The organism is Pantoea sp. EA-12, assembly GCF_030053355.1.
Lineage (GTDB): Bacteria > Pseudomonadota > Gammaproteobacteria > Enterobacterales > Enterobacteriaceae > Pantoea > Pantoea vagans_C.
The window spans coordinates 1-20,484 of sequence record NZ_JASGBY010000029.1 but is presented as its reverse complement, the minus strand read 5'-3'; the positions used below and the strand labels follow the sequence as shown (position 1 = coordinate 20,484).

General features: G+C 51.6%; 21 protein-coding genes, 1 tRNA gene and 1 other annotated feature. Of the genes, 7 read left to right on the top strand and 15 right to left on the bottom strand.

All coding sequences use genetic code 11. From position 1 onward, the window contains the following. Positions 1 to 391: 391 nt before the first annotated feature. The 3 genes from clpB to rluD form a co-directional block, all read right to left on the bottom strand. Positions 392 to 2,965: an ATP-dependent chaperone ClpB gene (gene clpB, locus QMZ30_RS25615; protein ID WP_283229361.1), complete on the bottom strand. Its 2,574-nt coding sequence runs from the start codon at positions 2,963 to 2,965 to the stop codon at positions 392 to 394. Positions 2,966 to 3,088: 123 nt separating this feature from the next. Further along, a complete protein-coding gene (yfiH, locus tag QMZ30_RS25610) occupies positions 3,089 to 3,814 on the bottom strand; it encodes a purine nucleoside phosphorylase YfiH (RefSeq protein ID WP_283229360.1) in 726 nt (241 codons plus the stop codon). After that, complete coding sequence (rluD, locus tag QMZ30_RS25605; protein ID WP_058973724.1) at positions 3,811 to 4,791, bottom strand: 23S rRNA pseudouridine(1911/1915/1917) synthase RluD; 981 nt, start codon at positions 4,789 to 4,791, stop codon at positions 3,811 to 3,813. The genes yfiH and rluD overlap by 4 nt, the downstream gene beginning before the upstream one ends. A 130-nt stretch (positions 4,792 to 4,921) precedes the next feature. On the opposite strand from rluD, the gene bamD reads away from it, so the two are divergent. The 4 genes from bamD (at position 4,922) to pheA (ending at position 7,664) form a co-directional block, all read left to right on the top strand. Beyond that, positions 4,922 to 5,662 (top strand): outer membrane protein assembly factor BamD, encoded by a 741-nt coding sequence (gene bamD, locus QMZ30_RS25600; protein ID WP_058973725.1) that lies wholly within the window; start codon positions 4,922 to 4,924, stop codon positions 5,660 to 5,662. Positions 5,663 to 5,929: 267 nt separating this feature from the next. Further along, positions 5,930 to 6,256 (top strand): ribosome-associated translation inhibitor RaiA, encoded by a 327-nt coding sequence (gene raiA, locus QMZ30_RS25595; RefSeq protein ID WP_039330820.1) that lies wholly within the window; start codon positions 5,930 to 5,932, stop codon positions 6,254 to 6,256. Between the two features lie 97 nt (positions 6,257 to 6,353). Next, positions 6,354 to 6,478: a sequence feature (Phe leader region), on the top strand. Then, the gene (pheL, locus tag QMZ30_RS25590) at positions 6,355 to 6,402 is read left to right on the top strand and encodes a pheA operon leader peptide PheL (protein ID WP_100703679.1); all 48 of its coding nucleotides are present in this window, start codon (positions 6,355 to 6,357) and stop codon (positions 6,400 to 6,402) included. Its footprint overlaps the feature before it by 48 nt. Positions 6,479 to 6,500: 22 nt before the next feature. Beyond that, positions 6,501 to 7,664 (top strand): bifunctional chorismate mutase/prephenate dehydratase, encoded by a 1,164-nt coding sequence (gene pheA, locus QMZ30_RS25585; protein ID WP_283229359.1) that lies wholly within the window; start codon positions 6,501 to 6,503, stop codon positions 7,662 to 7,664. Between the two features lie 34 nt (positions 7,665 to 7,698). Here pheA and tyrA read toward each other — a convergent pair whose 3' ends face one another. Continuing rightward, positions 7,699 to 8,820: a bifunctional chorismate mutase/prephenate dehydrogenase gene (tyrA, locus tag QMZ30_RS25580; protein WP_283229358.1), complete on the bottom strand. Its 1,122-nt coding sequence runs from the start codon at positions 8,818 to 8,820 to the stop codon at positions 7,699 to 7,701. Positions 8,821 to 8,826: 6 nt separating this feature from the next. Further along, positions 8,827 to 9,906 (bottom strand): 3-deoxy-7-phosphoheptulonate synthase, encoded by a 1,080-nt coding sequence (locus QMZ30_RS25575; RefSeq protein ID WP_039330814.1) that lies wholly within the window; start codon positions 9,904 to 9,906, stop codon positions 8,827 to 8,829. A 301-nt stretch (positions 9,907 to 10,207) separates the two neighbouring features. On the opposite strand from QMZ30_RS25575, the gene QMZ30_RS25570 reads away from it, so the two are divergent. Beyond that, a complete protein-coding gene (locus QMZ30_RS25570) occupies positions 10,208 to 10,729 on the top strand; it encodes a GNAT family N-acetyltransferase (protein WP_283229357.1) in 522 nt (173 codons plus the stop codon). A gap of 57 nt (positions 10,730 to 10,786) precedes the next feature. On the opposite strand, the gene rplS is transcribed toward QMZ30_RS25570, so the two are convergent. The 5 genes from rplS to ffh all read right to left on the bottom strand — a co-directional run bounded on the left by rplS (position 10,787) and on the right by ffh (position 14,300). Continuing rightward, a complete protein-coding gene (gene rplS, locus QMZ30_RS25565) occupies positions 10,787 to 11,137 on the bottom strand; it encodes a 50S ribosomal protein L19 (RefSeq protein WP_021507324.1) in 351 nt (116 codons plus the stop codon). A gap of 43 nt (positions 11,138 to 11,180) precedes the next feature. Continuing rightward, positions 11,181 to 11,945: a tRNA (guanosine(37)-N1)-methyltransferase TrmD gene (gene trmD, locus QMZ30_RS25560; protein ID WP_283229362.1), complete on the bottom strand. Its 765-nt coding sequence runs from the start codon at positions 11,943 to 11,945 to the stop codon at positions 11,181 to 11,183. Positions 11,946 to 11,980: 35 nt separating this feature from the next. Continuing rightward, on the bottom strand, positions 11,981 to 12,529 hold the full coding sequence (rimM, locus tag QMZ30_RS25555) for a ribosome maturation factor RimM (protein WP_039330810.1): 549 nt from the start codon (positions 12,527 to 12,529) through the stop codon (positions 11,981 to 11,983). Between the two features lie 18 nt (positions 12,530 to 12,547). Then, complete coding sequence (rpsP, locus tag QMZ30_RS25550) at positions 12,548 to 12,796, bottom strand: 30S ribosomal protein S16 (RefSeq protein ID WP_007893313.1); 249 nt, start codon at positions 12,794 to 12,796, stop codon at positions 12,548 to 12,550. 142 nt (positions 12,797 to 12,938) lie between these two features. Further along, complete coding sequence (gene ffh, locus QMZ30_RS25545) at positions 12,939 to 14,300, bottom strand: signal recognition particle protein (RefSeq protein WP_039330806.1); 1,362 nt, start codon at positions 14,298 to 14,300, stop codon at positions 12,939 to 12,941. 166 nt (positions 14,301 to 14,466) lie between these two features. Between ffh and QMZ30_RS25540 the strand changes: the two genes are divergently transcribed. Together QMZ30_RS25540 and QMZ30_RS25535 are read left to right on the top strand one after the other, a co-directional pair. Next, positions 14,467 to 15,261, top strand: coding sequence for a cytochrome C assembly family protein (locus QMZ30_RS25540; protein ID WP_039330804.1), 795 nt, complete (start codon positions 14,467 to 14,469; stop codon positions 15,259 to 15,261). Between the two features lie 13 nt (positions 15,262 to 15,274). Continuing rightward, positions 15,275 to 16,561, top strand: coding sequence for an HlyC/CorC family transporter (locus tag QMZ30_RS25535; RefSeq protein ID WP_039330802.1), 1,287 nt, complete (start codon positions 15,275 to 15,277; stop codon positions 16,559 to 16,561). A 54-nt stretch (positions 16,562 to 16,615) separates the two neighbouring features. On the opposite strand, the gene luxS is transcribed toward QMZ30_RS25535, so the two are convergent. The 5 genes from luxS to QMZ30_RS25510 all read right to left on the bottom strand — a co-directional run bounded on the left by luxS (position 16,616) and on the right by QMZ30_RS25510 (position 20,352). Further along, on the bottom strand, positions 16,616 to 17,131 hold the full coding sequence (gene luxS, locus QMZ30_RS25530) for an S-ribosylhomocysteine lyase (RefSeq protein WP_039330800.1): 516 nt from the start codon (positions 17,129 to 17,131) through the stop codon (positions 16,616 to 16,618). A gap of 150 nt (positions 17,132 to 17,281) precedes the next feature. Beyond that, positions 17,282 to 18,886 (bottom strand): glutamate--cysteine ligase, encoded by a 1,605-nt coding sequence (gene gshA / locus QMZ30_RS25525; RefSeq protein WP_283229356.1) that lies wholly within the window; start codon positions 18,884 to 18,886, stop codon positions 17,282 to 17,284. A gap of 31 nt (positions 18,887 to 18,917) precedes the next feature. Beyond that, entirely contained in the window at positions 18,918 to 19,346 is a 429-nt protein-coding gene (locus QMZ30_RS25520; protein ID WP_039330796.1) for a YqaA family protein, read from the bottom strand. Beyond that, positions 19,343 to 19,909: a fructose-1-phosphate/6-phosphogluconate phosphatase gene (gene yqaB / locus QMZ30_RS25515; RefSeq protein ID WP_283229355.1), complete on the bottom strand. Its 567-nt coding sequence runs from the start codon at positions 19,907 to 19,909 to the stop codon at positions 19,343 to 19,345. The genes QMZ30_RS25520 and yqaB overlap by 4 nt, the downstream gene beginning before the upstream one ends. A 366-nt stretch (positions 19,910 to 20,275) precedes the next feature. Continuing rightward, positions 20,276 to 20,352, bottom strand: a tRNA-Arg gene (locus QMZ30_RS25510). Positions 20,353 to 20,484 lie beyond the last annotated feature (132 nt).

The window sequence follows — 20,484 nt, the reverse complement described above, 5'->3', positions numbered from 1 at the left end:
TTTTACGTCCGGAGACGTTGATATCAATCCTGCGAGTGCCCACACAGATTGTCTGATAAATTGTTAAAGAGCGGTGCAATCAGCGCCTTAAGCTGCTGTTGCGAGGTGGCGTATATTACGCTTTCCTCCTTCAGAGTCAAACACTTTTTTCAGTGTTTTTCATCTGGCGGGGTGAATCACTTCACACCCTGCTGAGCCGTCTGCGTTGCCGCTTTGCCGCTTTGCCGTCTCAGTGGTGGCGCAGTATAGGGATTTCTTTTGGACTGACAAGCGCTAATTTAAAGTTTTTGCACGACAGCTCAACTTTTAACCCAAACGATGTAAAACCGACCTGTTTCTTGTGATGCGCCATAAAAAAACGGGCCCGAAGGCCCGTTTTGGTCAGTTCGAATTACTGATGCGCGACGATGGCATCGTCTTCAACATCCATTTCAATGGTTTTGCCCGGAACGAAAGCACCAGAAAGAATCTTCTGCGCCAACGGGTTTTCAATCTGCTGTTGAATCGCACGTTTCAATGGACGCGCACCGTACACTGGATCGTAACCATTCTCGCCCAGCAGCTTCAGCGCGGCATCGGTGATATGTAGCTGGTAGCCACGCTCTTCCAGACGTTTATATAAACGCTGGAGCTGAATCTGCGCGATTGAGGCAATGTGTTTTTCTCCCAGCGGATGGAACACCACCACCTCATCAATACGGTTAATGAACTCTGGACGGAAATGCGCCCCGACCACAGACATCACCATATCTTTCATTTCTGGATAATCCAGTGAACCGAAGCGCTCCTGAATCAAATCCGATCCAAGGTTAGACGTCATGATCACCACCGTATTGCGGAAATCAACAGTACGGCCTTGACCATCGGTTAAGCGACCATCATCCAACACCTGCAACAGGATGTTGAACACGTCAGGGTGCGCTTTCTCAACTTCGTCCAGCAAAATGACGGAATAAGGGCGACGACGTACCGCTTCCGTCAGATATCCCCCCTCTTCATAGCCCACATAGCCCGGAGGTGCCCCCACTAAACGTGAGACGGAGTGTTTCTCCATAAATTCCGACATATCAATACGCACCATGGCGTCGTCGCTGTCGAACAGGAAATTGGCCAATGCTTTACACAGTTCGGTTTTACCGACACCGGTTGGCCCCAGGAACAGGAACGAACCAATCGGACGATTAGGATCGGACAAACCTGCGCGGCTACGGCGAATCGCATTGGATACGGCTTCCACCGCCTCATTTTGCCCAATCACACGGGCATGAAGTTCCTGCTCCATACGCAGTAATTTTTCACGCTCACCTTCCATCATGCGCGCCACTGGAATTCCCGTCCAACGCGCCAGCACATCAGCAATTTCCACATCCGTCACGCGGTTGCGTAACAGCTTCATGGTTTTGCCTTCTGACTGGGTCGCAGCGGCTAGCTGTTTTTCCAGTTCAGGAATTTTGCCGTATTGCAGCTCAGACATTTGACCAAGGTCGCCCACACGTCGCGCTTGCTCCAGAGACAAACGTGCTTGCTCCAACTCCGCCTTAATGTTTTGCGTGCCGGTTAAAGAGGCTTTTTCCGCTTTCCACTCTTCTTCCAGCTCGGCGTACTCACGCTCTTTCTGATCGAGTTCGGTTTCCAGCATCTCCAGACGCTTGATGCTGGCATCATCCGACTCTTTCTTCAGCGCCTGCTGTTCCAGCTTTAACTGGATGATGCGACGATCGAGACGGTCAAGCGACTCGGGCTTGGAATCCATCTGCAGACGAATGCTGGATGCGGCCTCATCAATCAGGTCAATGGCCTTATCCGGCAACTGACGATCAGCGATATAACGATGCGACAGGGTTGCCGCTGCCACAATCGCTGGATCGGTGATCTGCACATGGTGGTGAAGCTCATAGCGCTCTTTTAAACCACGCAGAATAGCGATGGTGTCTTCCACACTCGGCTCTGCCACAAAAACTTTCTGGAAGCGACGTTCCAGAGCAGCATCTTTTTCGATGAACTGACGATATTCGTTTAACGTAGTGGCACCTACGCAATGCAACTCACCGCGAGCCAGAGCGGGTTTCAGCATATTACCGGCATCCATGGCACCATCCGCCTTACCGGCGCCGACCATGGTATGCAATTCGTCGATAAACAGAATGACGTTACCTTCCTGTTTCGCTAAATCGCTCAGCACACCTTTCAGACGCTCTTCAAATTCGCCGCGGTATTTTGCACCCGCCACCAGCGCGCCCATATCCAGTGCCAGCACCCGACGGCCTTTCAGCCCTTCCGGCACTTCACCATTGATAATGCGTTGTGCTAAACCTTCGGCGATAGCGGTTTTACCTACGCCCGGTTCACCAATTAATACTGGGTTATTCTTGGTACGACGTTGCAACACCTGAATGGTGCGACGAATCTCTTCATCACGACCAATCACCGGATCTAACTTGCCGAGTTCGGCGCGCTCGGTTAAATCAATGGTGTATTTTTTCAAAGCCTGGCGCTGATCTTCAGCTCCTTGATCGTTCACGTTCTCTCCTCCCCGCAATTGCTCGATGGCCTTAGCGAGTTTTTCAGAGGTTGCACCAGCAGACTTAAGGATGTCCGCCAGCGAACCGCGAGAGTCGAGGGCCGCCAGAACAAATAATTCAGATGATATAAAGTTGTCGCCGCGCTTTTGCGCCAGCTTATCGCACAGGTTCAGCACCCGAATTAAATCGGCTGAAGGTTGTACGTCGCCATCGGTGCCTTCTACCTGAGGCAGACGGTTAATGGCTTGTTCGATGCTGGAGCGCAGTCCAGCGACGTCGGTCCCTGCTGCACTGAGCAATGGACGCACCGATCCACCTTCCTGATTGAGCAAAGCGCTCATCAAATGAAGGGGTTCAATAAATTGATTGTCGTGTCCCAGAGCAAGGGACTGAGCATCGGCAAGGGCCAACTGGAATTTGTTAGTAAGACGATCCAGACGCATGATTCCTCCAATACAGGTCAAAATGCTACTGGAGATTAAATGAGGTCATCCCTCAAATTTTCAAGGTTAATGACCTGCATTGTGAGTAAAAAATACGCTACTGGATCGTCTTGCGGCGTAAGGTTATCTCAGCCAAATCAAAGTTGCCATACGCCCGGTGATTCCGTTACGTCGGAAGGAGAAAAAATCAGCAGACTCAGTGAACGTGCAACGCTGCGAACCACTGACGGAGCGCACGCCTGCGGCCTGTAAGCGCTGGCGAGCCAATTGCCAGATATCAGCATAATATTTATCACCCACCGGACGAAAAGCCACATCAGCTTGCGCATCATGGGCCATAAAAGCGGTGCGGACCTCTGGACCCACTTCAAACGCATCAGGACCGATTGCCGGACCAAGCCAGGCGTGAATCTCACTGGCGGGACAATGAAATTGCGCCAGAGTCTGCTCAAGCACACCATTACATAGCCCACGCCAGCCCGCATGCGCGGCCGCTACTTCACTGCCATCATGGCTACAAAACAGTACAGGCAGGCAATCTGCCGTCATCACGGCACAGACGACGCCCGATTCCCGCGTAATGGCGGCATCAGCATTCGGCAACGCTTCATCTGCGGGTAGACGTGCCACTGCGTGTCCGTGAACCTGGTTAAGCCACTGCGGCATGGCAGGTAACACCCCCTCGGTTAAGCGTTGGCGATTTTGCAGCACATGCATTTCGTTATCGCCAACGTGTCCCCCAAGATTCAAAGAATCCCAGGGTGCCACGCTGACGCCGCCGTGGCGCGTGGTAGAACATGCCTGGACACGCTGCGGAGCAGGCCAGTCCGGGATGATCCACTGACTCACAGCCAGTCCATTTGATCGCGGAACTCGTGAGTATCCGCTTTAAGGGCGTCGATCAGATCGACCATATCCTGCGGCAATGGCGCATGCCACTCCATTTCAATCCCGGTTATGGGATGATAGAGACGCAGCATCGTGGCATGCAGGGCCTGGCGATCAAACCCACGCAGTGCGGCGATGAATTCATCGGATGCGCCTTTCGGTGGACGTGGACGACCGCCGTACAACGGATCACCAACCAGAGGATGGTTGATATGCGCCATATGCACACGAATCTGGTGGGTACGCCCGGTTTCCAGACGCAGACGCAAACGCGTGTGCGCACGGAAGTGTTCCATGATGCGGTAGTGCGTCGTAGCCGGTTTCCCCATTGGATGTACAGCCATGTGAGTGCGCTTGGTCGAGTGACGTGCCATCGGCTCGTTAACTGTACCACCGGCCGTCATGGTGCCAATCGCCACCGCTTCATACTCACGCGTGATTTCACGCAGCTGCAGTGTTTCCACTAAGTGTGTTTGTGCTGGAACCGTCTTCGCTACCACCATCAATCCCGTGGTGTCTTTATCGAGACGGTGCACAATGCCTGCACGCGGAACGTCGGCGATGGGCGGGTAATGATAGAGCAGCGCATTCAGCACAGTGCCATCTGGATTACCGGCACCCGGATGCACCACCAGGCCACGCGGCTTGTTGATAACCAGGATATCGTCATCTTCATAGACGATATTCAGGGGAATATCTTGCGCTTCCCAGCGTTGTGCTTCTTCGATTTCAGCATCGATTGACACCTGCTCACCGCCGAAAACTTTCTCTTTCGGTTTGTCGATGATGGTGCCGTTGACGCTGACGCGACGCTCGAGGATCCACTCTTTTATGCGAGAACGTGAATAATCAGGGAACAATTCCGCCAAAGTCTGATCTAAGCGTTGTCCAAGCTGTGCTTCGGACACCGTTGCGGTGAGTTGAACTTGTTGTGCCATATACAGCTTCTTCGTTAACGTTGGGTTTTCACGGCGATGCCGTTTAATATAATGTGCTATCGTACCAGGTCATAACCGGGAGCTTAACGGACAGCTTCCGCTACAACACTTTGAGGATAATCATTTCGTCATGACGCGTATGAAACATCTGGTGGCTGCTGCCACATTGAGCCTGAGCCTGGCTCTGGTGGGTTGTTCCGGCTCATCGGATCCGGTCCCGGACAGCCCACCATCTGAAATTTACGCCACAGCCCAGCAAAAGCTGCAGGACGGTAACTTTAAAGCGGCGATTAAGCAACTGGAAGCACTGGATAACCGCTATCCATTTGGTCCTTATTCGCAGCAAGTACAGCTGGATTTGATCTACGCGTATTACAAAAATGCCGATCTGCCACTGGCGCAAGCCGCTATCGCACGCTTTATGCGTCTCAATCCGACACATCCAAACATCGACTACGTCATCTATATGAAAGGTCTGACGGATATGGCGTTGGATGATTCTGCATTGCAGGGCTTCTTCGGTATCGATCGTTCTGATCGTGATCCGACGCACGCTCGTGATGCTTTCCGTGACTTCTCTCAGTTACTGCGCAGTTATCCTAACAGCCAATATGCTGATGATGCGCAGAAACGTTTAGCCTACCTGAAAGAGCGTCTGGCGAAGTATGAACTCTCGGTGGCGCAATTCTATACCAAGCGTGGTGCCTATGTCGCCGTTGTTAACCGTGTTGAAGGGATGATGAAAGATTTCCCGGACACCGAAGCCACACATAAAGCACTGCCATTGATGGAAAATGCTTATCGCCAGCTGCAGTTGACAGCAGAAGCCGATAAGGTGGCAAAAATCATCGCGGCGAATAGCCAGTCTTGATTTACTGCCAATAAAAAAAGCAGCCGTGATGGCTGCTTTTTTTTGCTGAAAAATCAGCCAACTTACTGATTTTCCGCTGCGGTTAACTCATCAATCTTGCCCCGTTCACCTTTGTGCTTCAAGCTTTTTCCGCGACTTTCTCAGCCTTTCTCACAATTCACTGGCCTTGACAAAAAGTGACATCCTAATGTGATCTAGATCACACATTTTCTTAATATCCGCGGTATGCTGGACCTACCCAGACGGAAATGACAGAGAGGTTTAACTATGATTCTGAACATTACCAGCAAACAAATGGATATCACTGCGGCAATCCGCAACCATGTCGAAGACCGTCTCGCCAAGCTGGAAAAATGGCAAACTGACCTGATAAACCCGCATATCGTGTTATCGAAAGAGCCAAAAGAATTTGTGGCTGATGCCACAATCAATACGCCAAACGGCACGCTGGTCGCCAGCGCGAAACACGAAGATATGTATACGGCTATCAATGACCTGATTGCCAAGCTGGAACGACAGCTCAATAAAGCGCAACATAAACCCGAAGCACGTCGTGCTACCAGCAGTATGAAAGATTTCACCCCTGCGGGATAACCCCCCCATTTTCCAGTAACGCGCCTACGGGCGCGTTTTTTATTGACAGCTTTTGAGCACTGCGGTTAATCTCACTTCACTTCTTACAGGAAACACACATGAAACATTTACCGTTCTTCTTCGCATTCTTTTTTACCTTCCCCTGATTGGGAGGCGATTCGTCATGTGAAAATGAATGCGAAGACGAACAACAAAGCCTCCCAACCGGGAGGCTTTTTTATTGGACATTTTACAGGTGAGCCCTATGAACCCCGAAAATCCGCTGCTGGCATTACGCGATAAAATCAGCGCCGTTGATGAAAAGCTGTTAACGCTGTTGGCTGAACGTCGTTCGCTGGCGGTTGAAGTGGCCCAAGCCAAACTGGCCACACATCGCCCCATTCGTGACGTTGAACGCGAGCGCGCACTGCTGGAAACGCTGATTACACTGGGCAAGAAACATCAGCTGGATGCACACTACATTACACGTTTGTTCCAACTCGTCATTGAAGATTCGGTTCTCACCCAACAAGCGCTTCTGCAAAAGAATCTCAATCATCCACATGCACACGCACCACGTATCGCCTTCCTCGGCCCTAAAGGTTCTTACTCTCACCTTGCTGCACGTAAGTACTCGGCGCGCCATTTTGATTCAATGGTTGAAATGGGTTGTCTGAAATTCCATGACATCATTCATCAGGTCGAGATTGGCCAGGCCGATTACGCAGTGATGCCGATTGAGAACACCAGCTCAGGTTCAATCAATGATGTTTATGACCTGCTGCAGCAAACCTCACTCTCCATCGTGGGTGAACTGACCATCCCCATCGAACACTGTGTGTTGATCAACGGCAATACCGATCTGCAGCAAATTGAGACGGTTTATAGCCATCCACAACCCTTCCAGCAATGTAGCCAGTTCATTAATCGCTTCCCGCAGTGGAAAATTGAGTACACCGAAAGCACCGCTGCCGCCATGGAAAAAGTGGCAGCCATGAACTCACCGAAAGTTGCAGCCTTGGGCAGTGAAGCGGGCGGGGAATTGTATGGCTTGCAGGTGCTGGAACGTGATTTGGCAAATCAGCAGCAAAATCACACGCGCTTTATCGTTCTGGCCCGTAAGCCGATTGAAGTCTCCAGCCAGGTGCCAGCCAAAACCACATTGATCATGGCAACGGGTCAGCAGGCCGGTGCGTTGGTCGACGCATTGCTGGTACTGCGTAACCATAATCTGATTATGAGTAAGCTGGAGAACCGTCCGATTAATGGCAATCCGTGGGAAGAGATGTTTTACATTGATGTGCAGGGCAATCTGCAATCAGAAAGTATGCAGCTCGCCCTGAAGGAATTGCGTGATATGACCCTTTCACTGAAAGTGTTGGGCTGCTATCCAGGTGAAAATGTTGTGCCTGTGGAACCACGCCTGTAAAAGTAAAAAGGCATCCTTGCGGATGCCTTTTCTTTTATTGCCGGCTGTCATTTGCCGAGCGCAGCATACTGCGGCTCTCGACCAGGAAACGTTGGGCGTAATCACCAAACCAATGCGCAACTCGCTCAAAGCTTTGGATAAATGCCTGCTTATCGCCCTGCTCCAGCAAGGTAATCGCATCACCAAAGCGTTGGTAGTAGCGTTTAATCAACGCCAGATTGCTCTCCGATGACATAATAATGTCTGCGTACAGCTGTGGATCCTGCGCAAACAGACGCCCTACCATCGCCAGTTCAAGACGGTAAATAGGCGACGACAATGCCAACAGCTGATCCAGATTCACATTCTCTTCCGCCAGATGCAGGCCATAGGCGAAAGTGGCAAAGTGGCGCAATGCCTGAATAAAGGCCATGTTCTGATCGTGTTCAACCGCGCTGATACGATGCAAACGCGCGCCCCACACCTGAATCTGCTCAAGGAACCATTGGTAAGCTTCCGGCTGACGACCATCACACCAGACCACTACCTGCTTCGCAAGGCTGCCGCTATCTGGTCCAAACATCGGGTGCAGACCCAGTACAGGCCCAGCATGTGCAGCCAGCATCGCCTGTAGCGGACGGTTCTTCACCGATGCCAGATCGACCAAAATGCAGTCTTCCGGCAGTTTCGGCAGCTCAGCGATAATCTGTTCTGTCAGGTGGATCGGCACACTGATCATCACCATGCCCGCATCTTTGAGCAACTCCTCGGAGCGATCCCAGTCGCCTTTATCGAGGATGCGTACTTGATAACCAGACAGCGTGAGCATCTTTTCAAACAGACGCCCCATCTGGCCACGGCCACCCACAATAACCACTGGACGCAACGTCGGGCACAGCGTTTTAAAGCCTTTGTCATTTTCGTGCGCGTAGGATTCACGCATCAAACGACGCAAGACATCTTCGATCAGATCGGGAGACACGCCCAGCGCTTCCGCTTCCTGACGGCGTGAAGCCAACATGCTGGCTTCACGTTCTGGCACGTAAATCGGCAAGCCGTAACGGCTTTTGACTTCCCCTACCTCGGCTACCAGCTCAAGGCGTTTAGCCAGGAGCCCCAGCAAAGCTTTATCTACTTCATCAATTTGATCGCGTAGCGCGGTCAGTTCAGCCACCATGACTCATTACACCTCGTGTGACAGACGCGCCGACAGCACTCCCTGCAGATCCTGATGGATTTCACGCAGCAAGGTTTCCGTGGTTTCCCAGTTGATACAGGCATCAGTGACAGAAACACCGTATTTCATTTCGCTACGTGGCTGTTCAGAAGACTGGTTGCCTTCGTGAATGTTGCTTTCCAGCATCAGGCCAATGATGGAGCGGTTTCCATCTTTAATCTGCGCGATAGCCGATTCGGCTACGCCAGGCTGACGACGATAGTCTTTGTTAGAATTACCATGGCTGCAATCTATCATTAAGGCTGGGCGCAGTCCCGCTTTCAGCATCTCTTTTTCACACTGCGCAACATCTTCTGGACCGTAGTTTGGCGCTTTACCGCCGCGCAGAATCACGTGACCATCCGGGTTACCCTGGGTTTGCAGCAGGCAAACCTGACCCGCTTGGTTGATGCCCACGAAGCGGTGTGGCATCGCAGCAGCACGCATCGCGTTAATCGCGGTACCCAGACTGCCATCTGTGCCGTTTTTGAATCCGACTGGCATTGAGAGGCCAGAAGCCATCTCACGGTGTGTCTGAGATTCCGTGGTACGCGCACCAATAGCTGACCAGCTAAACAGATCGCCGAGATATTGTGGGCTGTTAGGATCCAGCGCTTCCGTTGCCAGCGGCAGGCCCATTTCCACCAGGTTGACCAGCAGCTGACGCGCAATGTGCAGCCCGGCTTCCATATCAAACGAGTTGTTCATGTAAGGATCGTTGATTAACCCCTTCCAGCCGACGGTGGTACGAGGTTTTTCAAAATAAACGCGCATAACGATGTACAGCTGATCCTTCAACTGTGCAGAAAGAGTTTGTAGCTGACGAGCATACTCGAGTGCTGCTTCGGTATCGTGAATCGAACAAGGGCCACAGACCACCAGCAAACGCGGATCGCGTCCGGCAATAATATCGGCAATGGTCTGGCGAGAAGCGGCAATTTGCGCTTCCTGCGCCGCAGTGAGCGGGAACTTCGCTTTCAGCTCTTGCGGGGTAATTAAAATTTGTTCGTCGGCGATATGCACATTGTTCAGCGCGTCTTTCTGCATGATAGCGATCCTTTTTACTCGTCTATGCGGTTTTTGGATCCTCACTGAGGATGGCGCTTACTTTACCACAATATGTATAGGTTGCAATCCATGAGTGTACAGATTTATTACCATTCAAATTCCATCGTGCATAAACCAATAATAAAATTTATATAAAACAATCGCTTAACCACAAGCCACCAAAATAACACACCCACCTAAACGTACCATTTTGTTTACACTTGATGATTTGAAAAGAAATGCCTTATGCGGACAGATCCACTAACATTCTGTATTTGGTTAACTTTTTAGGGATCATTCAGTGGCCACTTCCAACGTTGCGTTACGCCCCTTTGTCTTGCAGGATGCCGATGCCTTTACCGAGGCCGTTAATCAATCGCTGAACAGCCTGAAGCCGTGGATGGCGTGGGCACATGAAGATTATCGTGCAGAAGAAGCCATAAGTTGGATCAATTTCACCCACATGCAGCGTGATAAAGGCGAAGCGGAGGAGTTTGCCATCGTTGATAGTGAGGGCCGTCTGCTTGGCGGTGCGGGTATTCGTTTCGCACAGCAACCCGGGGATTTCAACGCCATTGGCTATTGGGTGCGGAGTGATGCACAACGGCTAGGTGTCGCGACGCGAGCCGTTGCACTGTTAGTCGACTTTGGCTTCCAGCATCTGGATATTCCGTTGCTGGAAATTGTCGCGGCAGAAGAGAACCACGCCAGCCGAGCGGTTGCCTTGCGCAGTGGATTCGAGTTTATCGATTACCGCTATGGTTTAATTGTGCTCGACAGTGGCCCAGTGAATTCGGCGATTTATCACCTGAAACACCCATAAAAAAAGGGGCTGGCCCGTAGGCCAACCCCTTGTTTGCTATTAACTTTGAGATGTCGCTTACGCGCCAAGACGCTCTTTGATACGAGCTGACTTACCGGTGCGCTCACGCAGGTAGTACAGTTTGGCTTTACGCACAGCACCACGACGTTTGACAGTAATGCTGTCAATTACCGGAGAGTGAGTCTGGAAGACACGCTCAACGCCTTCGCCGTTTGAAATCTTACGAACAGTGAATGCAGAATGCAGACCGCGGTTACGAATAGCGATAACCACGCCCTCGAATGCCTGCAGACGCTTCTTAGAACCTTCAACGACCCATACTTTCACTTCCACGGAATCACCCGGACGGAATGAAGGTACGTCCTGCTTCATCTGCTCTTGTTCAAGTTGCTTGATAATGTTGCTCATAATTAAATCTCTATATCCTGGGTAAACTGATAGTCAGGGAAGATTACTCTTCCACCTGATCGTTTTGTTGCTGCTGATGTTCCCGTTGGAACTCATTTAGCAACCGTGCTTGCTCTTCAGTCAGAGCCAGGTTTTCCAGAAGTTCAGGTCTTCTTAGCCAGGTACGACCTAGCGACTGTTTCAGGCGCCAACGGCGAATATCAGCGTGATTGCCCGACAGTAATACTGGCGGAACCTCCATGCCTTCTAACACTTCAGGTCGGGTATAGTGTGGGCAATCCAGCAAACCATCCGAGAACGAATCCTCATCGGCTGACGCTTGTTTCCCCAATACGCCGGGTATAAACCGGGCGACCGAGTCAATCAACGTCATTGCGGGTAGCTCACCACCGCTGAGAACGTAATCACCGATTGACCATTCTTCATCAATCTCAGTGTGAATCACGCGCTCATCAATCCCTTCATAGCGACCGCATACCAGAATCAACTTCTGATTGGTCGCCAGTTCGCAAACGCCTTGTTGGTCAAGTTTGCGACCCTGAGGTGAAAGATAAATCACCTTAGCGCCATCTCCCGCCGCTGCTTTCGCTGCGTGGATAGCATCCCGTAAGGGTTGCACCATCATCAACATCCCCGGTCCGCCGCCGTAAGGACGATCGTCCACGGTACGGTGCCGGTCATGCGTGAAGTCACGAGGACTCCAGCTTTCAATGTTGAGCAGGCCATTTTTTACTGCCCGGCCAGTTACCCCGTACTCGGTAATAGCGCGAAACATCTCTGGAAACAGGCTAATAACACCAATCCACATCGCGTTCGCCGTTACGTTACCGGATTGTCCGGAGATCAAAAACCAGGATCCCAATCTACTTCAATAGTGCCAGTAGAGAGATCGACTTTCTTGATAACCTGTTCATCAAGAAACGGAATTAACCGCTCTTGTGCACCGAATGCATCTTTCAGGTTTGCCTTAACGACGAGCACGTCGTTCGAGCCGGTTTCCATCATATCAATGACTTTTCCCATCTCGTAGCCGTCGAGGTTCACTACTTTGCAACCCATAAGGTCTTTCCAGTAGTAATCACCTGCTTCCAGCGCTGGCAGCTGCGTGGAGTCAACCTGAATTTCGCAATTGGTTAACTGGGCCGCAGCGTCCCGATCGTCAATGCCTTTGACTTTGATGATCAGGTCCTGATTGTGGTGCTTCCAACCTTCCAGTTCAACATGCTGCCATTTACCGGCGCGCTGAATAAACCAGGGTTGGTAGTCGAAGATACTTTCAGCGTCTTCAGTGGAGGAAAACACTTTGAGCCAACCCCGAATCCCGTAAGCGGCGCCCATTTTACCCAATACAATTGGGTTAACGGGAAGCTGTGCGGCAGGTTTAATGCTCATGCTCACCACCGTGACAGATTAAGCTGCTTTCTTTGCTTCTTTGATCAGCGCGTTAACGCGATCAGAAAGCGTTGCGCCCTGGCCAACCCAGTGCTCAATACGGTCCAGATCCAGACGCAGACCTTCAGCCTGACCAGAAGCGATCGGGTTGAAGAAACCTACGCGCTCGATGAAACGACCATTACGCGCATTGCGGCTGTCAGTAACGACGACCTGATAGAACGGACGCTTTTTCGCGCCGTGACGTGCCAAACGAATTGTAACCATAACATCCTCATTAGTTAATAAAGCGCTCGGGCTCCATCGAGGGATGGAACCCGAGCGCAATATAAAAAGCCCGAAAATTTTACTCATTTTGGCGAAAAAAGCAACCTGAGAGTATCAATTATCTGGCTGTTAGCCGGTCGCCTTAGCGGCCGGGGAATCCAGGCGGCATCATGCCTTTCATGCCACGCATCATTTTGGCCATACCACCCTTCTTCATTTTCTTCATCATGCGCTGCATGTCGTCGAACTGTTTCAGTAAACGGTTGACGTCCTGCACCTGCATGCCAGAACCGGTCGCGATACGGCGCTTGCGTGAGCCTTTGATGATTTCAGGCTTCTGTCGCTCTTTGGTGGTCATCGAATTGATGATGGCCTCCATACGCACCAGCACTTTGTCATCCATCTGCGACTTCACGTTGTCTGGCAACTGGCCCATGCCCGGCAGTTTACCCATCAGGCTTGCCATGCCGCCCATGTTGCGCATCTGCTTCAACTGCTCAAGGAAATCGTTGAGATCGAATCCGTCGCCGGTCTTCAGTTTCTTCGCCAGTTTTTCCGCTTGCTCACGGTCAACTTTGCTTTCGATATCTTCGATCAGCGACAGCACGTCGCCCATACCCAGGATGCGTGAGGCGATACGATCTGGATAAAACGCTTCCAGAGCTTCGGTCTTCTCACCCATACCCATGAATTTAATCGGCTTGCCGGTAATGTGACGAATCGACAGTGCCGCACCACCGCGGGCATCACCATCCACTTTGGTCAGAATCACACCGGTTAATGGCAGCGCTTCGTTGAAGGCCTTCGCCGTGTTCGCGGCATCCTGGCCGGTCATGGCATCGACCACAAACAGGGTTTCCACCGGGTTGATCGCGGCGTGCACCTGTTTGATTTCATCCATCATGGCTTCATCGACGTGCAAACGGCCGGCGGTATCCACCAGCAGCACATCGTAGAATTTCAATTTGGCTTCTTTCAGCGCGTTCTGCACGATATCGACCGGTTTCTGACTCAGGTCAGAAGGACAGAAATCGACACCGACTTGTTCCGCCAGGGTTTCCAGCTGTTTGATCGCCGCAGGGCGATACACGTCAGCAGAGACAACCAGCACTTTCTTCTTGTGCTTCTCGCGCAGGAATTTACCTAACTTCGCTACGCTAGTGGTTTTACCCGCACCTTGCAGACCGGCCATCAGCACCACGGCTGGCGGCTGAGCATTCAGGTTCAGCGCATTATTTTCGGCACCCATTGCCGCAACCAACTCGTTGCGCACAATTTTGATGAACTCCTGACCCGGTGTCAGGCTTTTGTTGACATCCTGCCCGACCGCGGCTTCTTTGACGCGGTTGATGAACTCACGCACCACCGGCAATGCAACGTCAGCTTCCAGCAATGCCATGCGCACTTCGCGCAGGGTGTCTTTAATGTTGTCTTCGGTCAGCCTTCCGCGGCCGCTGATGTTGCGCAGGGATTGCGACAAACGATCGGTTAAATTATCAAACATGCTCTCTCACTTAGGACCGTAGCGAGGCCGCCTGGGCGGCACAATGCGGCGGATTATAGCACGAAGCTACAGCGATCTCTGCAATTGACCTTGAGATCGTTTGGAGCCTGATGCGGCTGGCGCTATACTGGTTTTTTCCTTATCTGACCGATACCTGAAAGGATCTATGTTCGTTTTCGCGATTGTGGCGCTGTTCGCCTACTCCCTCAGCCTTGCATTGATCATTCCCAGCCTGCTGAAACGCAACGGTGGCTGGCGGCGTTTTGCCGTGCTTTCAGCCTGCGTGGCATTGATTGCCCATGCTGTGGCGCTGCAACAACGTATTTTTGCCGTCGATAACGGACAAAATCTCAGTCTGCTGAATATTGGTTCACTGGTCAGTCTGCTGATATGCGCCATTATGACCATCGTGGCGTCACGTAACCGCGGCTGGCTGCTGCTGCCGATTGTTTACGGCTTTGCGCTGATCAATCTGGCTTTCGCCACCTTTGTACCGAATGCCTTTATTACCCATCTGGAAACCACGCCAGGCATGATGATTCATATCGGTCTGTCGCTGTTTGCCTATGCCACGCTGATTATTGCTGCACTGTATGCGCTGCAGCTGGCGTGGATCGACTATCAATTAAAAAATAAGAAACTGGCTTTCACTCAGGATATGCCGCCGCTGCTGAGCATTGAGCGTAAGATGTTCCACATCACGCAAATCGGTGTGGTGTTGCTGACGCTGGTTCTGTGCACCGGTTTATTCTTTATGCACAACCTGTTTAGCGCGGAAAATGTCGACAAGGCTGTCCTTTCTATCATTGCCTGGTTTGTCTATATCGTTCTGCTCTGGGGACACTATCACGAAGGCTGGCGCGGACGCCGTGTCGTCTGGTTCAACTGCGGCGGTGCGCTGCTGCTGACCATGGCCTACTTCGGCAGCCGCGTGCTGCAGCATCTGCTCACTTCTCACTAAAGGAATTTTTGCGTTGGAACATGTTTCAACCACCACGCTGATCATTACGCTGGTCATCATGGTGCTGGTCTCTGCGTATTTCTCCGGTTCAGAGACCGGCATGATGACGCTCAACCGTTACAAACTGCGTCACAAAGCCAAAAGCGGAAACCGTGCAGCACGTCGCGTTGAAAAGCTTTTGCGTCGTCCAGACCGCCTGATAAGTCTGGTGCTGATTGGCAATAACCTCGTTAACATTCTCGCTTCCGCATTAGGGACTATTGTCGGGATGCGTCTGTATGGCGATGCGGGCGTGGCGATTGCCACCGGTATTCTGACTTTTGTGGTGCTGGTATTTGCCGAAGTCTTGCCGAAAACCATCGCCGCCCTGTATCCGGAAAAAGTGGCCTACCCCAGCAGTGTGCTGCTGGCGCCGTTGCAATATGTGATGTTGCCATTGGTGTGGCTGCTCAACACCATCACCCGCATTCTGATGCGTATGGTCGGGATTAAAACGGAAGGTTCTATCAGCTCGGCGCTGAGTAAAGAAGAGCTGCGCACCATTGTGTACGAGTCACGTTCGCTGATGTCGCGCCGTAACCAGGACATGCTGCTCTCCGTGCTGGATCTGGAAAAAGTCAGCGTTGACGACATCATGGTGCCGCGCAATGAGATCGTCGGTATCAACGTCAATGACGACTGGAAATCGATTGTTCGTCAGCTCAGCAACTCGCCACACGGTCGTATCGTGCTGTTCCGCGATTCGCTGGACGACTGTGTTGGCATGCTGCGCGTGCGTGAAGCCTGGCGCATGATGACCGAGAAGAAAGAGTTTAATAAAGACCGTCTGCTGCGCGCCGCCGATGAAATCTACTATGTGCCAGAAGGAACGCCGCTCAATGTGCAGTTGGTCAAATTCCAGCGCAATAAGAAGAAAGTCGGTTTAGTGGTGGATGAGTATGGTGACATCAAAGGTCTGGTGACTATCGAAGATATTCTGGAAGAGATTGTCGGCGACTTCACCACCTCAATGTCCCCATCCCTGGCAGAAGAAGTGATGCCGCAGAATGACGGTTCCGTACTGATTGAAGGCAGCGCCAACGTGCGTGAAATCAATAAAGCCTTCAACTGGACGCTCCCTGAAGATGAGGCGCGCACCATTAACGGCATGTTACTGGAAGCGCTGGAAGAGATTCCGCAGGTGGCGACTCGCGTCAAAATCGACAAATACGACGTTGATATTCTCGATGTGCAGGACAACATGGTGAAGCAAGTACGCATTACCCCACACCATCCGTTAAAATCGTCCATTGGTTCCTGAAACCAAAAAAAACGCCGCGATCATCGCGGCGTTTTTATCAGTATCAGGCAACAACTAGATGTGCAGCTCTTTCAGCTTCTCGGCTGGCAGCTTCAGATCTTCATTGCGGTTCACGCCAATGTCATGCGCCAACACGTTACGTGCAATCTGTTGCGCTTCATCCAGTGAGTGCAGCTTGTAGCTACCACACTGATATTCGTTCAATTCTGGAATCTGGCTCTGCTCTTTCACCTTCAGAACGTCTTCCATCGCCCCTTTCCAGGCTTTGGCCACGCGCTGCTCATCAGGTTCACCAATCAGGCTCATGTAAAAGCCCGTGCGGCAGCCCATCGGGGAAATATCCACAATTTCCACACCGTCACCGTTAAGGTGGTTACGCATGAATCCTGCAAACAGGTGCTCCAGCGTGTGGATGCCGCGCTCAGTCAGAATATCGATATTCGGACGGCAGAAACGCAGATCAAAGACGGTGATGGTATCGCCATGCGGAGTGTTCATGGTTTTTGCAACGCGCACGGCAGGTGCGCCCATGATGGTGTGATCAACAGTAAAACTATCCAGTAGTGGCATACGTCACCTCCTGTTTTGAGAATTTTTTTAAAACGATGAAACTTTTCCGTTCGCCCAACGTCTGAATATATGAAAGACGCGCATTTGTTATCATCATCCCTGACAACAGAGATGTTTATTTCGGCCACAGTGATGTGGCCATTTTCTTTTTTAGCCTTCGCGACCCGCCAGATAGCTCTCGAAATCCAGCGTATCACTCTGTTCTAATTTCTTCTGCGACTGCACCGACTCCAACGCCTGACGACTAAAGTCATCTTCCGTCAAAATCTCTAATGGCTCTTCACACAGCAGATGACGGTACTGCTCAGCTAACGCCACACCTGCTCCGGTTAAACCATTTTCTTTGATCGCATGAAGAATACGCGCCGAATAGGTTAGCTCAGGATCATCAAACGATGCTACCAGTTGATCGCAAACCTGTTGATATTGCGTGCTGCCGTGATTGCTGTCGAGCACTTCCGCCACACGACTCAGGTCAGCAAACAGCGCTTTGCCCACGTCCACCAACGGATGTTCTGTGTCGCTACAACCAACACCAATCACCTGGCCAGGCTTACGCCCTTCCATCACCACGCGATTCCAGTTCTTACGGCTACACAGCAATTCGTCGGAGCTCATCTCCGGCGCATCCGCCAACGTACACCAAATCAAGAACAGATCAAGGAAACGCGCCTGGTTGGCGTCGACACCAATCGCGGAGAACGGATTGATATCTAACGAACGCACTTCGATATATTCGATCCCGCCGCGCAGCAGTGCATCAGAAGGCGCTTCGCCAGAACGGGTGACACGTTTAGGACGAATCGGTGCATACAGCTCGTTTTCAATCTGCAACACGTTGGTATTCAACTGTAGCCAGTTGCCATCCGCGTCTTTAGTGCCCATGGCGGCATACTCTTCCGACGGCGTTTTGATCGCTGCTTTCAGCGCAGCAACATAACCGTCGAGGGAGTTAAAGGTGATACCCAAACCGCTTTGCGATTTGTTGGTATACCCCAGATCGCTCAAACGCAGCGAGGTGGCATACGGCAGCCATAGCGTACCTTTACCGTCGGTTTCAAACGGCAATTTGCTTTCACGTCCCTGCAGGAAGGAAGAGCAGATCGCCGGTGATGCACCAAACAGATATGGGATCACCCAGCCAAAACGATAGTAGTTGCGGATCAAACGCAGATAGCCGGCAGAGATCGTCTCTTTGCCACTCTCGGCATCTTTGACATCCGCCCACTCTTGCCAGAATGACAACGGCAGCGAGAAGTTGTAATGCACGCCAGAAATAATCTGCATCAGCGCGCTATAGCGATTTTTCAGGCCCTGACGATACAGGGTTTTCATTTTGCCGATGTTGGAGCTGCCGTATTGAGCCAGCTCAATACTCTCCACATCTTCGACGTAGCCCGGCATACTGAACGGCCACATCCGCTCCTGCCCCAACTCACGCGCCACATGGCGGTGGATGTCACGCAGGAAAGCCAGCGATCGATCAATGCTCTGATCGACAGGCGTGATGAATTCCAACAGCGTTTCAGCAAAATCGGTGGTGATCCAATCATGCTTAAGCGCTGAACCGAGCGATTCAGGATGTCCGGTGGTTGCCAGGTGACCATTCGGATTGACGCGCAATGTTTCGCGTTCAATGCCACGGCCGATACCCTTCAACGCGTCGGGATGCGCTTCCAACCAGGACAGCGCTTTAGATACGTCCGGGATCACATTAACCTCCCGCTGTGCGAATAATTTATTTTTGTTCAGCATAATGTTAACCGTAGCCTCGAATCTGTGCGAATCAATGCCACCATTGCATTGTTTGTAATGTGGCAGTCGCGATAACGATATAACGCAGCGTTTTACCAATGGCGAGGAACAGCACCGCTGGTAGCCAGGCAAAGCGCAACCACCCTGCTAACACGCAAAGCAGGTCGCCCACTACCGGCAGCCAGCTAAAAAGTAGCGCTGCAGGTCCCAATCGATGTAACCACGTCATTGCTGTGTCGTGCCATCGCCCTTGCCCTTTTGGCGGCATAAGGCGACCAAGAAGAATGTTGGTCAGGCCACCCAGGGTGTTTCCCACTGATGCAGCCAATAACAATCCGTAGACCGACCCCTTTTGGGCGATCAGCAAAGCAACCAGCACCGCCTCTGAGCTTCCCGGAAGCAGGGTCGCGCTTAGAAAGCTACTGCCGAATAACGATCCATAAGTCAGAAACTCATTCACAGTAAGCGGACATCAACCACATCCATGCCCGCGGCTTGTGCCGCCTGAACGCCAAAGTCAGCATCTTCAAACACCACACAACGTTCAGGCGCTACGCCCATTAATTCGGCGCAGCGTAAAAAGGTATCGGGTTGCGGTTTATGGCGTTGAACATCATCAGCGCCTACCACAGCATCAAACAGATGGTAAACGCCTAATGCTTCAAGCAGCGCTTTCGCCAGGCTGTGTTCGCTGCCGGTGCCCACCGCCATAGGACGACGGCCATGATAGGCTTTCACCACCTCCATGAGCGGTAAAGGACGCACGTCATCGAGTAACATCGCCTTCAACGCCACCGTTTTCTCCGCGGCCAGCAGATGAGGGTCCCGCGTGGCATTGTTGTGCTCAAGAATGTACTGAGCCAGTTGCCAGGTCGGTGCGCCATTGAATGCCACCATTTTTGCTTCATCCATGGTGAATCCATAGCGGCTCAGCACCTGCTGCCAGGCTTTTCGATGTGTCGGCTCAGTGTCCAGAATCGTGCCGTCCATATCGAAAATCAGGGCGTCATATTGGTCGTACATTGTCACTCCATCGAGTACCACTAAATGAGCCATTACTTTAGCGTAATGCGCTTAGGTTGTCGCCAGGTGTGCTTAACAGCAAATGCTTTGAAAGCATTAGCATTTTTTGTTTTCGGAAAAAGGTCAGGATGCGATGCCGGGGATAAATGGCGGTTAAATCAAGGATTTTTGTTGGTGCTGTAGATTACGGAGAAGAATTCAGAAAGCAGGCGTTGAATATTTTGCAGAGAATATGGTGCATCCAGGAGGATGACTCGGCTTTCGCCTCGCCCTTCGGGCCGTTGCTGAAGCAACGTTATCCTCTTTAGTGCGGTCTGAACGTCAATCACGTCTGACACACTGAGGCAGTTTCCACATTTGAGAATATGGTGCATCCAGGAGGATTCGAACCTCCGACCGCTCGGTTCGTAGCCGAGTACTCTATCCAGCTGAGCTATGGATGCATTGAGATATTTTCTTACGATGGAATTACTGCAATCAACCTGGGAATGATACGAAGAATGGTGCATCCAGGAGGATTCGAACCTCCGACCGCTCGGTTCGTAGCCGAGTACTCTATCCAGCTGAGCTATGGA